The organism is Serratia sp. GW822-FHT06D09 (assembly GCF_058799515.1).
Genome location: NZ_JBXALO010000007.1, coordinates 1 through 14,588 on the forward strand (window position 1 = coordinate 1; position 14,588 = coordinate 14,588).

At 56.2% G+C, this 14,588-nt stretch carries 12 protein-coding genes; 4 read left to right on the forward strand and 8 right to left on the reverse strand.

The features are described from left to right. The first annotated feature begins 152 nt into the window (after positions 1 to 152). Both AC1RKG_RS16925 and mdtD read left to right on the forward strand, forming a co-directional pair. The gene (locus tag AC1RKG_RS16925) at positions 153 to 842 is read left to right on the forward strand and encodes a FadR/GntR family transcriptional regulator (protein WP_020837687.1); all 690 of its coding nucleotides are present in this window, start codon (positions 153 to 155) and stop codon (positions 840 to 842) included. A 66-nt stretch (positions 843 to 908) separates the two neighbouring features. After that, positions 909 to 2,324: a multidrug transporter subunit MdtD gene (gene mdtD / locus AC1RKG_RS16930; RefSeq protein WP_041415120.1), complete on the forward strand. Its 1,416-nt coding sequence runs from the start codon at positions 909 to 911 to the stop codon at positions 2,322 to 2,324. On the opposite strand, the gene rbsR is transcribed toward mdtD, so the two are convergent. From rbsR to kup, 7 genes are all read right to left on the reverse strand, one after another. Then, positions 2,321 to 3,322, reverse strand: coding sequence for a ribose operon transcriptional repressor RbsR (gene rbsR / locus AC1RKG_RS16935; protein WP_020837691.1), 1,002 nt, complete (start codon positions 3,320 to 3,322; stop codon positions 2,321 to 2,323). The two genes, mdtD and rbsR, sit on opposite strands and share 4 nt — an antisense overlap. Positions 3,323 to 3,327: 5 nt before the next feature. Beyond that, positions 3,328 to 4,254: a ribokinase gene (gene rbsK / locus AC1RKG_RS16940; protein ID WP_048759295.1), complete on the reverse strand. Its 927-nt coding sequence runs from the start codon at positions 4,252 to 4,254 to the stop codon at positions 3,328 to 3,330. A gap of 61 nt (positions 4,255 to 4,315) precedes the next feature. After that, on the reverse strand, positions 4,316 to 5,203 hold the full coding sequence (gene rbsB / locus AC1RKG_RS16945; RefSeq protein WP_041415747.1) for a ribose ABC transporter substrate-binding protein RbsB: 888 nt from the start codon (positions 5,201 to 5,203) through the stop codon (positions 4,316 to 4,318). A gap of 24 nt (positions 5,204 to 5,227) precedes the next feature. Continuing rightward, the gene (gene rbsC, locus AC1RKG_RS16950; protein ID WP_020837695.1) at positions 5,228 to 6,193 is read right to left on the reverse strand and encodes a ribose ABC transporter permease; all 966 of its coding nucleotides are present in this window, start codon (positions 6,191 to 6,193) and stop codon (positions 5,228 to 5,230) included. A 6-nt stretch (positions 6,194 to 6,199) separates the two neighbouring features. Then, positions 6,200 to 7,705, reverse strand: a complete 1,506-nt coding sequence (rbsA, locus tag AC1RKG_RS16955; protein WP_046374849.1) for a ribose ABC transporter ATP-binding protein RbsA — start codon at positions 7,703 to 7,705, stop codon at positions 6,200 to 6,202. 7 nt (positions 7,706 to 7,712) lie between these two features. Beyond that, positions 7,713 to 8,132: a D-ribose pyranase gene (rbsD, locus tag AC1RKG_RS16960; protein ID WP_493183509.1), complete on the reverse strand. Its 420-nt coding sequence runs from the start codon at positions 8,130 to 8,132 to the stop codon at positions 7,713 to 7,715. A gap of 300 nt (positions 8,133 to 8,432) precedes the next feature. Then, positions 8,433 to 10,301: a low affinity potassium transporter Kup gene (kup, locus tag AC1RKG_RS16965; RefSeq protein WP_020837698.1), complete on the reverse strand. Its 1,869-nt coding sequence runs from the start codon at positions 10,299 to 10,301 to the stop codon at positions 8,433 to 8,435. A 283-nt stretch (positions 10,302 to 10,584) separates the two neighbouring features. Between kup and ravA the strand changes: the two genes are divergently transcribed. Continuing rightward, on the forward strand, positions 10,585 to 12,093 hold the full coding sequence (gene ravA / locus AC1RKG_RS16970; RefSeq protein ID WP_493183510.1) for an ATPase RavA: 1,509 nt from the start codon (positions 10,585 to 10,587) through the stop codon (positions 12,091 to 12,093). A 2-nt stretch (positions 12,094 to 12,095) separates the two neighbouring features. Next, a complete protein-coding gene (gene viaA / locus AC1RKG_RS16975) occupies positions 12,096 to 13,559 on the forward strand; it encodes an ATPase RavA stimulator ViaA (protein ID WP_493183511.1) in 1,464 nt (487 codons plus the stop codon). A gap of 3 nt (positions 13,560 to 13,562) precedes the next feature. Here viaA and asnA read toward each other — a convergent pair whose 3' ends face one another. Then, positions 13,563 to 14,555, reverse strand: a complete 993-nt coding sequence (asnA, locus tag AC1RKG_RS16980) for an aspartate--ammonia ligase (protein WP_020837701.1) — start codon at positions 14,553 to 14,555, stop codon at positions 13,563 to 13,565. Positions 14,556 to 14,588: the final 33 nt, after the last annotated feature.

Below are 14,588 nucleotides of genomic sequence, written 5' to 3' on the forward strand. Positions count from 1 at the left end.
CCCCTAAATGCAAAAAACTTTTCAAGCGCGGTATTTTTCGACAAAACGCTGCACAAGCCAGCGTTTTCGTCACTTTTTCCGGAAATCAGCGACAAAAGCTGGCGATCCGTAGAGTAAAATAAGAGTAACAATGTCAGTAAGGACTCGCAGCCATGCAATTTAATGCTCAACAACAGGCCGCCCAACGCAATCTTTCTTATCTACTTGCAGAAAAACTCGGCCAACAAATTCTGGCAGGCGATTATCAGGCCGGCAGTATCCTGCCCGGGGAGATGGAACTCGGGGAACAATTTGGCGTGAGCCGCACCGCGGTACGTGAAGCGGTGAAGATGCTGGCCGCCAAAGGCATGCTGCTCCCCCGTCCGCGCATCGGCACTCGGGTCATGCCGCAAAGCCAGTGGAACTTTCTCGATCAGGATTTACTGACCTGGTGGATGACCAAAGAGAACTTCGATCAGGTGATGCAGCATTTCCTTATCCTGCGAACCTCGCTGGAACCTCAGGCCTGCTCATTGGCGGCTGCCAACGCCAGCACGCAGCAAACGGCGCGGTTGGCTGAACTGATGGCGGAAATGCGGGCACTGCATGTTCAGTTTGACCGCGAGCACTGGATCCAGGTTGATACCCAGTTCCACCAGCTTATCTATGAGGCCAGCGGTAATCCGTTTCTAACCTCATTCGCCAACCTGTTCAGCTCGGTGTATCAAAGTTACTTCCGCGCCATCACCGGTAACGAAGTGATTAAGCTCCAGAACCATCAGGCCATTGTCGATGCGATACTCGCCGGCGACGGCGCAGGGGCATTAGCCGCCTGCCAGATCTTGCTCAGAGAGAAAGACTAACTCATGCCCTACTTATATATAGAAGAACAATGAAGGGACGAATACGACAGTTAACCGGGAATCATAATGACTAAATCCGCGCGCAGTATGGCAGGGCTCCCCTGGATCGCCGCAATGGCATTCTTTATGCAGGCGCTGGACGCCACCATCCTCAACACGGCGTTGCCTGCGATAGCGCAAAGCCTGGAGCGCTCGCCACTGGCGATGCAGTCTGCCGTAATCAGCTATACGTTGACGGTTGCCATGCTGATCCCGGTCAGTGGCTGGCTGGCAGACCGTTTCGGTACCCGGCGGGTGTTTATCTTTGCGGTTTCGCTATTTACTCTCGGTTCGCTGCTGTGTGCGCTTTCCCCAACGCTAAGCGTGTTGGTGACCTCACGCGTCATTCAGGGCGTTGGTGGTGCGATGATGATGCCGGTAGCGCGTTTGGCCCTGTTGCGCGCCTACCCGCGCAGCGAGCTGTTGCCGGTTCTGAACTTCGTGACCATGCCCGGGCTGGTTGGCCCGATCATGGGGCCGATGCTGGGGGGATGGCTAGTCACCTACGCCACCTGGCACTGGATTTTCCTTATCAACATCCCGATTGGCCTGCTCGGCATCTTCTATGCGCGCAAATATATGCCGGACTTCACCACGCCCAAGCGTCGGTTCGATTTCCTCGGCTTTATGCTGTTTGGCCTGAGTCTGGTGCTGGTTTCGACCGGGCTTGAGCTGTTTGGCGAACAGGTGCTGGCCAGCTATATCTCACTGGGTATTCTGCTCAGCGGCGTGGTGATGCTGTTCGGCTATATCGCTCATGCCCGCAGGCACCCTCAGCCACTGATTGGTTTGGATTTATTCCAGACTCGCACCTTCTCCGTGGGGATCGCCGGCAATGTCGCTTCACGCCTGGGTACCGGCTGCGTGCCGTTCCTGATGCCGCTGATGCTGCAGGTCGGTTTCGGTTACTCGGCGATTATTGCGGGCTGCATGATGGCACCGACGGCCATCGGCTCACTGATGGCGAAATCCACCGTGACTCAAGTGCTGCGCTGGTTCGGCTATCGCAAAACGCTGGTTGGCATCACGTTGATTATCGGCGTGCTGATCGCCCAGTTTGCATTACAAAGCCCGGGAATGCCGCTGTGGTTGATGATCCTGCCGCTGTTCGTGCTGGGGATGGCGATGTCTACACAGTTCACCGCCATGAATACCATCAGCCTGGCGGATTTAAACGATGCCAATGCCAGCTCCGGCAACAGCGTGCTGGCGGTTACTCAGCAGCTTTCCATCAGCTTCGGCGTGGCGATCAGCGCAGCAGTGCTGCGTTTCTATGAATCTATGTCGCTCGGCACCATGGTCGATCACTTCCACTACACCTTTATCACCATGGGGATTGTCACCCTGGCCTCAGCGTTTGTCTTTATGCTGTTAAAAAGGAAGGACGGTCGAAATCTGATCAGTGGCCGTGACAGCAAGAAAGAAGCCGAAGCTACCCGCTAGCGGCGGCCAACAGAAGCGCGTTCCACCAGCTCAGGGGTCAGTACCAGAACCTGAGCTTCACGTTCCGGATTCTGCAGGCGGTTGATCAACGCATCGATCGCCAATTCGCCCAGCGAATCTTTAGGTTGATGAATGGTGCTTAGCGGCGGCGCAAGGTATTTGGCCAGTTCGATATCATCGTAACCCATCACCGCCATGTCCTGCGGTACCGATAACCCAGCCTGATACAACGCCTGGTAAGCCCCCACCGCGACCGCGTCGTTACCGGCGAACACCGCGTGGGGTGGCTCAGCCAAGGCCAACAGCTGTTTCATGGCGATGACACCACCTTCAAATTCAAAATCGCAGTGCACTTCATACCCCGGCAGGATCGCCAGCCCAGCACGCTGCATGGCACTGCGGTAACCTTCCAGTCGGTGGCGTGCCGTGGTTTTATCCTGCGGGCCGGCGATGCAGGCGATTTTGCGATACCCGCGAGCGATCAGATGATCGGTCGCCATCTCGCCACCCAACAAAGAGTTGTCCTGGATGATGTCGTTAGCCCCTTCGAACGGCGCCCAGTCCATCATCACTATTGGTAGAGACGGGTAGCGACTCAACGCATCCTGCGATGGCCGATGGTTTTCGGTACACATCAACAGCAAACCGTCGACGCGCTTTTGCAGCAGCGTCTCCATATTGCGGTTCATGCGCGCGGCATCTTCTTCGGTATTGCACAGGATCAAACTGTAGCCACGTTCATAACAACTGCGCTCGACGCCACGCACCACCTCAGCATAAAAGGGGTTGTTGCTGGAAGTGACCAGCATGCCGATGGTTCGCGTCTGATTCAGTTTGAGACTGCGCGCCAGGGCGGAAGGCGCATAGTTCAGTTGTTCTATAGCCGCCATGATTTTGGCTCGCACGCTGTCGCTGACAAAGCGATTGTTATTAATAACGTGCGAAACCGTCGAGGTTGAAACACCCGCCAGGCGGGCGACATCTTTCATGGTGGCCAAGGGGGTTACTCCTGCTGCTGCAAGAAGGCGTCAATCTCTTCGCGCCAGGGCACGGAAGGTTGGGCGCCGGGACGGGTCACCGCAATTGCCGCTGCTGCATGAGCAAAGCGCACCGCATCCGCCATGGTTTTGCCTTCCAGCAACGCCGTGACCAGCGCCCCGTTGAAGGTATCGCCAGCGGCGATAGTATCGACCGCTTTAACCTTGAAACCGGGTACCAATTTGCCGTTGCCGTTCTCACTCAGCCACACGCCACGGCTACCAAGGGTGATGATCACCGTTGCGATACCTTTATCGTGCAACGCCTGAGCGGCGCGCGCGGCATCATTATCGTCATTGACCGCAATACCGGTCAGGCGCTGAGCTTCGGTTTCGTTTGGCGTAATCATATCGATAGTCGCCAGTAGATCGTCCGGCAGCTCACGAGCAGGTGCCGGGTTAAGGATAACCTGCGTCTGATGCTGTTTCGCCAGGCTGGCGGCTGCGATAACGGTTTCCAACGGAGACTCGAGCTGCATCAGCAACGCGTCGGCGTCGATAACCTTTTGCTGATAACGTGCAAGATAATCGGGGGTCACTGCGGCATTGGCACCCGCATCGATGCCGATCACGTTCTCGCCTTCCGCATTAACGAAAATCAGCGCGACGCCCGTGGTGCTGTCGGCAATAGCTTCTATCGGTTGGGTATCAATGCGATCGCTTGCCAGTTGCTGACGTACGCGTTCACCGATGTCATCGGCACCCACGCAGGCGATAAAAGCGATATCTGCACCGCTGCGCCCAGCCGCCACCGCCTGGTTTGCGCCTTTGCCGCCAAACGCCACTTTATACTGTTTCCCGATCACCGTTTCGCCCGGGCGAGGAAACTGCTCAATATTAAGGATATGGTCGGCATTGATACTGCCCAGAACCACCAGCTTACCTGTTGCCATCGCATTGATTCCTGAATTACGCGCCATCATAAACGCCCCGTTTTGATGGCGCTGGTATGACTTATTGGGTGACCAGTTTCAAATCCACCGGAATGGTAGCCGACACTTTCTCGCCTTTCAGCACTTTATCGGCGGTTTCTACGCCGATCACGCCGATCTGATCCGGACGCTGCGCGACGGTAGCCGCCAGTTTGCCGCCTTCAACCGCTTTCACGCCGTCGGCAGTGCCGTCGAAGCCTACCACGACCACGTCGGTTTTACCGGCGGTTTGCAGCGCACGCAGGGCGCCCAGCGCCATTTCATCGTTCTGGGCAAACACTGCCTGCACATCTGGGTGAGCGGTCAGCAGGTTCTGCATCACGTTCAGGCCTTTGGTACGGTCGAAATCTGCCGGTTGGCTGGCCAACAGTTTGAATTTGTTCTGATCCAGTGATTGTTTAAAGCCTTCGCCACGCTCACGGGCAGCGGAGGTACCGGCGATCCCTTCCAGTTGGATCACTTTAGCGTCTGCGCCCACTTTTTTGGCAATGAAATCACCGGCCATTTTGCCGCCAACGCGGTTATCCGAAGCGATATGGCTGACCACTTCGCCCTTGCTCGCCACGCGGTCCAGGGTGATGACCGGGATCTTGGCCTGATTGGCCATCTTGATGGCGTTACCGACCGCATCAGAATCGGTTGGGTTAATCAGCAGCAGCTTAGGCGCCTGCACCATCAGATCCTGCACGTTAGCCAGCTCTTTCGCCGGGTTATTCTGCGAATCCAGCACCACCAGGTTGTAACCCAGCTTGTTGGCTTCCTGCTGCGCCCCCTCTTTCATTGAGACAAAGAACGGGTTGTTCAGCGTGGAAACCACCAGCGCAATGGTGTCTTTCGCCAGCGCGTTAGCGCTCAGGGTGGCGCTCAGTGCGAAGGCTGAAGCCAAAATTGCCAGTTTTTTCATTTTCATCATCGTGATTCCTGTAGGGGGAGATTATTTGTTGCTTTTGTTCTCTACCAGAACCGCCAGCAGTATCACCACTGCCTTCACGATCATTTGGTAGTAAGAAGAAACACCCAGTAAATTCAATCCGTTGTTCAGGAAGCCAAGGATCAGCGCCCCGATCAGGGTACCAACAATGCGGCCCTTGCCGCCCGCCAGGCTGGTACCGCCCAGCACCACTGCGGCAATGGCGTCCAACTCATAGCCGGTGCCGGCGGTCGGCTGCGCGGAAGACAGGCGCGCCACTTCGATCACGCCCGCCAACGCCGCCAACAAACCACAAAGCGAATAAACGATAATCTTCACTTTATCGACGCTGATACCGGACAGGCGGGTCGCCGCCTCGTTGCCGCCCAGAGCATAAATATAGCGGCCCAGACGGGTATGGTGCAGCATGTACCACGCAGCGATAAAGACGATCGCCATGATCCAGATCGGGGTTGGTACGCCCAGCGGCCGGCCGATACCGAACCAGCCGAAAGTATCGGCCACGTCGGTAAAGCCGGTGTTCACCGGGCTGCCGTTGGTGTACACCATGGTGACGCCGCGCAACAGCAGCATCATCACCAGGGTCGCAATAAATGCCTGCACCTTGCCTTTGGCAACGATCACCCCGGTACAGGCGCCGACCGCGGCCCCCAATGCCAGTGCCGCCGCCACGGCCACCACCGCGTTAACTTCAAAGCCCACGATCGATGCCGCTACCGCACCGGTCAACGCCAGTAGCGATCCCACCGACAAATCGATGCCGGAAGTGAGGATCACCAGCGTCATCCCCACCGCCATAATGGCGTTAACCGAGGTTTGCTGCAGAATATTGAACAGGTTATTTAGGGTGAAGAAATTCGGGCTCATTGAAGAGACCACGGCGATCAGCACCAGCAGAGCAATCAGTGATTTTTGCTCTAACAGCCACTCTTTACTGAACCAGCGCTTTGCCACACTCTGGGAACTCATATCTGATTACTCCTGCTTTACGCCGTATTGCTTGCCAACGGCCGCAGCCATCAACGCTTCCTGGGTGGCCTGTTCAATCGGGAACTCGCCGCTAAGGTGTCCTTCGTGCATCACCAGAATGCGGTCGCTCATGCCCATGACCTCCGGCATTTCCGACGACACCAGAATGATGCTCAGACCTTCCTGCTTGAACTGGTTAATTAACTGATAGATTTCTTTTTTGGCACCGACGTCGACACCGCGTGTCGGTTCATCGAGGATCAACACCTTTGGCCGCGTCATCAGGCCGCGGGCGATTGCCACTTTTTGCTGATTGCCGCCGGAGAGCAGGCCAATGGGCTGTTCCATCGACGGCGTCTTGATATTGAACAAGCGGATGAAATCCCCCACCGCCTGCTGTTCTTCGGCCTGTTTCAGGCTGCCGCCGGCACGGCTGAAATAGCGCAGCGCGGTCAACGACATGTTTTCCTTCACCGACATCCCCAACACCAGACCATCGCGCTTGCGGTCTTCGGAGATATACACAATGCCGTTCGCCAAACCGTCCTGTGGAGAATGAGTGACCACCTGGCGGCCATCGAGGCTGACCGTGCCGGCCTTGCGCGGTGCTGCCCCGTAGAGAATTTTCATCAGTTCGGTTCGCCCGGCGCCCATCAACCCGGCAACGCCAAGAATTTCGCCACGGTACAGCGTAAAGCTGACATCATGCACACCCGGACCGGAAACCTGACTGACCTCCAGCCGTTTTTCACCGCGCGGCTGGTTGAGGCGCGGGTATTGTTCTTCCAGCTTGCGGCCGACCATCATTTCTATCAGCGAATCTTCCTGCAGCTCACTGACCGGACGCTCGGCGATAAACTGCCCGTCACGAAACACCGTGACGTCATCGCAAATTTCAAAAATCTCTTTCAGCCGGTGGGAGATGTAAACAATCCCTCGCCCTTCGGCCTTCAGTTCATTGATCACTTTAAATAAAGAGGCCGTCTCGGTATCGGTCAACGCATCCGTCGGCTCATCCATAATGATGACTTTCGATTCGAAGCTCAGCACCTTGGCGATTTCCACCATTTGCTGATCGCCGATCGACAGTTCCCCCACCAGCCGGTGGCTGCTGTAACTCAGGTTCAGTCGTGCGAGCAGTTTGTCTGCTTCGGCATACATGCGCTTCCAGTCGATGCGGCCGATACGGTTAACGAACTCACGCCCGAGGAAGATGTTCTCCGCAATGGTCAATTGCGGGATCAGGTTCAGTTCCTGATGGATGATGCCGATGCCCGCTTCCTGCGAATCCTTTGGGCCGTTGAACGCCACCTCTTTTCCGAGAAAGTACTGACTGCCGGCGTCTTTGTTATAAATGCCGGTCAGCACCTTCATCATGGTGGATTTCCCGGCGCCGTTTTCCCCCACCAGCGCCATCACCTTGCCCGGGTACACGCTGAGCGCAGCGCCGGAAAGCGCCTTCACGCCGGGAAAGGCTTTATCGATCCCTTTCAGTTGCAGTAAAGGTTGCATAGGTGCCTCAGAAAGTTACGCCGGCGCAAAGGATCACGTTCGCGTAGGGCGAACATTCCCCGCTGCGGATCACCGCACGGCAGTGTTCCGTTTGTGCTTTAAAAGCCTGGTGGCTGATATAGCTCAGGCTGATGCTCTTTCCCTGGCGTTGGCCAAGTTCGGTCATCTGAGCCAATAACGCGCTATGAAGCTGTGGATTTTGCTTAACGATCTCTTCCGCCAGAATGGCGCTTTCGACCTGCATCTCCTGCGTCACGACCTCGAGTACCTGTAGAAAAGTCGGCACCCCCTGAGTCAGCGCCAAATCGATGCGCTGCGTGGCCGCCGGAATAGGCAGCCCGGCATCACCGATAGCTATCTGATCGGTATGCCCGAGACGGGAAACCACGGCAGAGACATCAGCATTCAGCAACACGCCTTTTTTCATCTTGTTCTTCTCATTCCGCCAGCGAAACGTTTCGCTTGTGTCTGGAGTTTAAAAAAACGTCAGTAGAAGGCAACCGGGATAATGCAGAAGTGTGATCGTCATCGAAACGTTTCGCTCGTGTTACCGAGAACAGATACCCTAAATAATTGACGTTGCATCGCGGCGGCAAGCCTGCGAATTCCCGGGAGCATAGTCCACTATGTGACCGGGATGAGCTGGTGCAGCCAACAAAGAGGCAGCTTCAAGTATGACGGGGTTAAACAGAAAGGGCCCAGCGGTGGCTGAGCCCTTGAGGGGGAGTTAAATCTCGACCTGGGTTCCCAGCTCGATCACCCTATTGGGCGGGATCTCAAACTGGTCCGGCGCGCGTAGCGCATTGCGGCTCAATGCAATAAACAGCTTGCCGCGCAGGAACAGGTACCACGGCCGTTTGGTCAGGATCAACGACTCGTGCGACATAAAGAACGAGGTTTCCGTCATCCGGCACGGCAGCCCTTCCAGCCCGCAGCGGTGGAACACTTCTTCAACGTTCGGCGTTTCACGCCAGCCATAGCTGGCCACCACCCGCCAGAAGGTCGGTGACAGCTGTTCGATGGTCACTCGCCGCACGTTGTGAACGTAAGGTGCATCCTCGGTACGCAACGTCAACAGCACCACGCGTTCGTGCAGCACCTTGTTGTGCTTTAGGTTATGCAGCAGCGCAAAAGGGATCACGTTGATGGCGCGTGACATAAAGACCGCGGTGCCAGGCACCCGCACCGGCGGCGATTTTTCCAGCGAGGCGATCATCGCCTCCAGGGAATTGCCGTGCTCGTGCATGCGGCGCAGCAGGCGGAAACGTTCGCTCTTCCAGGTGGTCATGATGATGAACATCACCAGCGCCAACATCAGCGGCAGCCAACCACCCGAGAACAGTTTCAGGGCGTTGGCGGAGAACATCGGGATGTCGATAATCAGCAGGACAACCAGAATGCCGACGGCGAAGAAGCGATTCCAGTGCCAGTTTTTAATCGCCACCGACGTCACCAGAATACTGGTCAGCACCATGGTGCCGGTCACGGCGATGCCGTAGGCCGCCGCCAGATTACTGGAGTGCTCGAAACCGACAATCACCAGCACCACCGCGATATACAGCGTCCAGTTGATCACCGGAATGTAGATTTGGCCAGATTCCATTTCAGACGTATGGATGATGCGCATTGGCGACAGGTAACCCAGGCGCACCGCCTGACGGGTCAGGGAGAACACGCCGGAGATCACCGCCTGCGAGGCGATAACCGTGGCCAGCGTCGCCAGAATTAATAGCGGGATCAGCGCCCAGTCCGGTGCCAACAGGAAGAACGGGTTCTTGATCGCCTCCGGATTTTTCAGCAACAGAGCGCCCTGGCCAAAATAGTTCAGCACCAGTGAAGGCAGCACCACGGTGAACCAGGCCAGGCGAATAGGGAATTTGCCGAAGTGGCCCATATCGGCGTACAACGCCTCAACGCCGGTAATCGACAGCACCACCGCACCCAGCGCAAAGAACGAAACCTTCTTATATTCAATAAAGAAGTTCAGCGCCCATTTCGGGTTCAACGCCTGCAACACTTCCGGGTTAGCCATAATGCTGCGCGCCCCCAGCACCGCCAGGACGATAAACCACAGCAGCATCACCGGTGCAAAGAGCTTACCGACGCTGCCGGTACCGTGTTTCTGGATGGCGAACAGCAGCGTCAGCACCAGAATCGACAGCGGAACGATATAGCCATCGAGCGACGGAGCGGCGATTTCCAACCCTTCTATCGCGGACATCACCGATATCGCCGGGGTGATCACCACCTCGCCATAGAAGAAGCTGCCGCCAATCAGGCCCAGGATCACCAACACTGCGGTAGTGCGCGCTGAAGTATTACGCCCGGCCAACGACATCAGCGTCAGGATCCCGCCTTCGCCGGCGTTATCTGCCCGCATGACATAAGTGAGGTATTTAAGGGAAACAATGATGATCAGCATCCAGAAAATCAGCGACAGGAAGCCGAAAACTACGTCTGGACGAACATCGAAGCCGTAATGGCCGGAGAAACACTCTCTGAGAGTATAGAGAGGACTGGTGCCGATATCACCGTAAACCACCCCAATTGCCGCCAGGGTTACCGCCGATAAGGACTGTTTATGCTCTGTGCTCATAATTCGTTTCTTTATTAGAACATCCGTTAGCGATGCATCCGCATCAGCCAGAGATACGGGCTCTAAGATCCGTTACGCCCACTAAAAGGCGCACAGTATGCACGATTTATACTGCTTGCCTACTCTTATATCAGACCCAAAAAATAAACAAAATGTGAACCGGCCGCTCTTTTGATAATAGAAAGATTTTACTAATCAACAAGCTATACCATTAAAAATAATGGTGGTTTATCATCGGATTATCCACCAAGATTGGCTAACTCTCGGACAACACGACAATAATATGGCGCCATCATCACTTCTTGCAGAACGGATTTCCCGCCTCAGCAGCGCGCTGGAGAGCGGTCTTTATGAACGTCAGGAAGCCATTCGCCTGTGTCTGCTGGCGGCGCTCAGCGGTGAAAGCGTGTTCCTGCTCGGTCCACCGGGCATTGCCAAAAGTCTGATTGCACGCCGGTTAAAATTCGCCTTTCGGCATGCGCGCTCCTTTGAATACCTGATGACACGCTTCTCGACGCCAGAAGAGGTGTTCGGCCCGTTATCCATCCAGGCGTTAAAAGACGAAGGCCGCTATCAGCGCCTGACCGCCGGCTACCTGCCCGAAGCGGAAATCGTATTTCTGGATGAGATCTGGAAAGCCGGCCCGGCAATCCTCAATACCCTGCTGACCGCGATCAACGAACGTCGCTTCCGTAACGGCAACGCGGAGGAACCGATCCCCCTGCGGCTGTTGGTTACCGCCTCCAATGAATTACCGGAAGCCGACAGCAGCCTGGAAGCGCTGTACGACCGCATGCTGATACGCCTGTGGCTGGACAAAGTGCAGGACAAGCAGAACTTTCGCTCGTTGCTGGTCAGCCGCCAGAACGAGAATGAAAACCCGGTGCCGGAAGCCCTGAGCATCACCGACGAGGAGTATCACCAGTGGCAATCGCAGATCGACAAAATCAAGCTGCCTGAAAGCTGCTTCGAACTGATATTCCAACTGCGTCAGCGGCTGGATGCGCTGGACCATGCTCCTTACGTTTCCGATCGCCGATGGAAAAAGGCATTGCGCCTGTTGCAGGCCTGCGCCTTTTTCAGTGGTCGCGACGCCGTGGCCCCGATCGACCTGCTGCTGCTGAAAGACTGTCTGTGGCACGATCTCACCTCGCTAAAACTGCTGCAGCAGCAAGTAGAGCAGTTGCTGAACGAGTCGGCCTACCAACAGCAAACGCTGCTGATCCAGCTGCAACAGATCCACACCCGCTGGCTGCAGCACCAACAACAGCAGAGCGACAGTCAGGCGATCACACTGGTAAAAAAAGGCGGCATGTTCAGCCGAAAGTCGCAGTTTGCCCTGGCCACGCCGCTCGGCACCGGCTCCCTGACACTGTTGCTGCAAAAACCGCTGCAGCTGCATGATATTCAGGTCAACCATCTGAGTATTGAAAACAGCGTACTGGAAAACTGGCTGCAAAAAGGCGGCGACGTACGCGCCAAACTGAACGGCATCGGCTTTGCCCAGCAGATCGATCTGGAAGTGGACGAAAAACTGCATCTGACGGTACTGGACGTCAGTCGTCAGCCTTCGCTGCTGGCCCTGCCCGGTATAAAGACCGGGGGAACGCCTCAGGCAATGCTCGACGAAATGGACCAGTTGGCTCAGCGTCTGGCGGAACAGCGTCGGTTGTTCAGTCAGCATCAGCCCTGCCTGTTTACCCCGGCCGCCAGGCTGGCAAAAATTGAGGCCAGCCTGTTGCAGGTGGCGGAACAAATCAAACAGCAGCACCAGCAGATGCGCTGTCAGTAAGCATGCTCAGCCTGGAAACGCTCGATCTGCTGCTGGCGATCACCGAAGGTGAACTGATCGAGGAGATGATCATCGGTATGCTGGCGGCCCCGCAGCTGTCGATTTTCTTCAAGAAGTTTCCGGCGATCCGCCGGGCGCTGGATCGCGACCTGCCGCGCTGGAAGCTGCAACTGAAACAGCGTCTGCATGAAGCCATGGTGCCGCCTGCGCTGGCGCAAGAATTTTACCGCTATCAACAGTGCCAGTTAGAGAACAATACCCAGTTCTTTCATAACCTCAATGACACTCTGGACCTGCTGCGCCAGCTGGTTTCTCCTTTCTATGAGCAGGCCCGCTCGCTGGTGGACGCCGCCGATCTGCCCAATAATCCGCTGGACGACAGTTTCCAGACCCTGTTTTTACAACGCTGGCGTATCAGCCTGACGCTGCAGGCCACCATGATGCACCACCAGTTGCTGGAACAGGAACGCGAACAGCTGATGGCAGAGCTGCAGGAGCGTCTGGCACTGAGTGGGGCGCTGGAACCGCTGCTGTCGGAAAACGACACCGCCGCCGGGCGACTGTGGGACATGAGCAAAGGCCATCTTCAGCGCGGCGATTATCAACGGCTGGTGGAATACGGCAACTTCCTGCAGCAACAGCCGGAACTGAAAAAGCTGGCGCAGCAGCTTGGGCGCAGCTATCAGGCCAAAGCGGTACAGCAACAAGATGCTTTGCCAGAGCCGTTTCGCGTCATGGTGCAGGTACCCGCCACGCTGCCGGAAGAGGTCAGCGGTATTCATCAGAGCGACGATATTCTGCGCCTGCTGCCGCCTGAGTTGGTCACGCTGGGTATCGAAGAATTGGAATTTGAGTTTTACCGACGCCTGCTGGAAAAGCAGTTATTGAGCTACCGCCTGCAGGGCGATGTCTGGCAGGAACAGATAACGATCCGGCAGGTCACCCACCAGCAGCAGGATCAGCAGCCACGCGGCCCGTTTATCGTCTGTGTCGATACCTCAGGCTCCATGGGTGGGTTCAATGAGCAGTGCGCCAAGGCGTTTTGTCTGGCGCTGCTGCGCATTGCGCTGGCGGATAACCGCCGCTGCTACATCATGCTGTTTGCCAACCAGATAGTGCATTACGAGCTTACGGCCGCCAGCGGAATTGAACAGGCAGTGCGTTTTCTCGGTCAGCAGTTTCGCGGCGGCACCGATCTGGCAGCCTGCCTGAACGCCACGGTGAGTAAAATGGCGGAGAGCGGCTGGTTCGACGCGGATGCGGTGATCATTTCTGACTTTATTGCCCAGCGGTTACCGGAGGAGGTCATAAAGAAGGTCAAACAGCAGCAGCAGAACCACCAGCAGCGCTTTCACGCGGTGGCAATGTCCAGCTATGGCAAACCCGGCATCATGCGCATCTTCGATCATATCTGGCGCTTTGATACCGGGTTAAAAAGCCGCTTGATGCGCCGCTGGCGGCGCTGATTTTTACAGAAGCCCTTCGACCGCGTCACGCACTTGCGGTGACCACACGCCACACTGCACCTGACCAATGTGCGACAGTTGCAGCAACAGCATCACCAGGCGTGACTGGCCGATACCGCCACCGATAGTCTGCGGCATATCGCCACGCAGCAATGACTGATGCCACTCCAGCGCCAGACGATCTTCATCGCCGGTTTGCGCCAACTGGCGCTTCAGCGCACTGGCGTCAACGCGAATCCCCATAGAAGAAAGCTCGAAGGCATCCTGCAATACCGGGTTCCAGACCAGAATATCGCCGTTCAAACCAGCCAGGCCTTCTGCCGCCGGTGTCGTCCAGTCATCATAATCCGGCGCACGGACATCGTGTGATTTGCCGTGCGACAGCTTACCGCCGATCCCGATCAGAAATACCGCGCCCAGCTCTTTGGTAATCGCCCGCTCACGGCCTTTGGCATCCAGTTCCGGGTAGCGTTGCAACAGGGTTTCACTGTGAACAAAATGAATCTGCTCCGGCAGGAACGGCGTTAAGCCATATTCGCGGCTCACTTCGACTTCAGTGGCCTTAATCGCCGCATAAATACTGCTCACGGTGCTTTTCAGGTAATCCAGGCTGCGCTCACCATCCCCCATCACCCGCTCCCAGTCCCATTGATCGACGTAGACCGAATGGATCGCGCTCAGACGATCTTCATCAGGACGCAATGCTTTCATATGGGTATACAGGCCTTCACCGGCGCCAAAATCGTAGCTGCCCAGCGTTTTACGTTTCCATTTCGCCAGTGAGTGCACCACTTCGAAAGTGGCTTCCGGCAGGGTTTTGACCTTTACCTGCACCGCTTTCTCACTGCCTGACAGGTTATCCTGGGTACCGTCACCCAGGCGGCTGAGGATCGGCGCCTGCACTTCGATCAGGCCAAGCTGCTGTTCCAGCTGGCGTGAGAAGAAGGATTTAACCAGGCTGATTTGTTGTTGTTTTTGAATAAACTGTTTTTTCATTGCCGTATCTCTTATAAACCTGTCTCTGTTGCC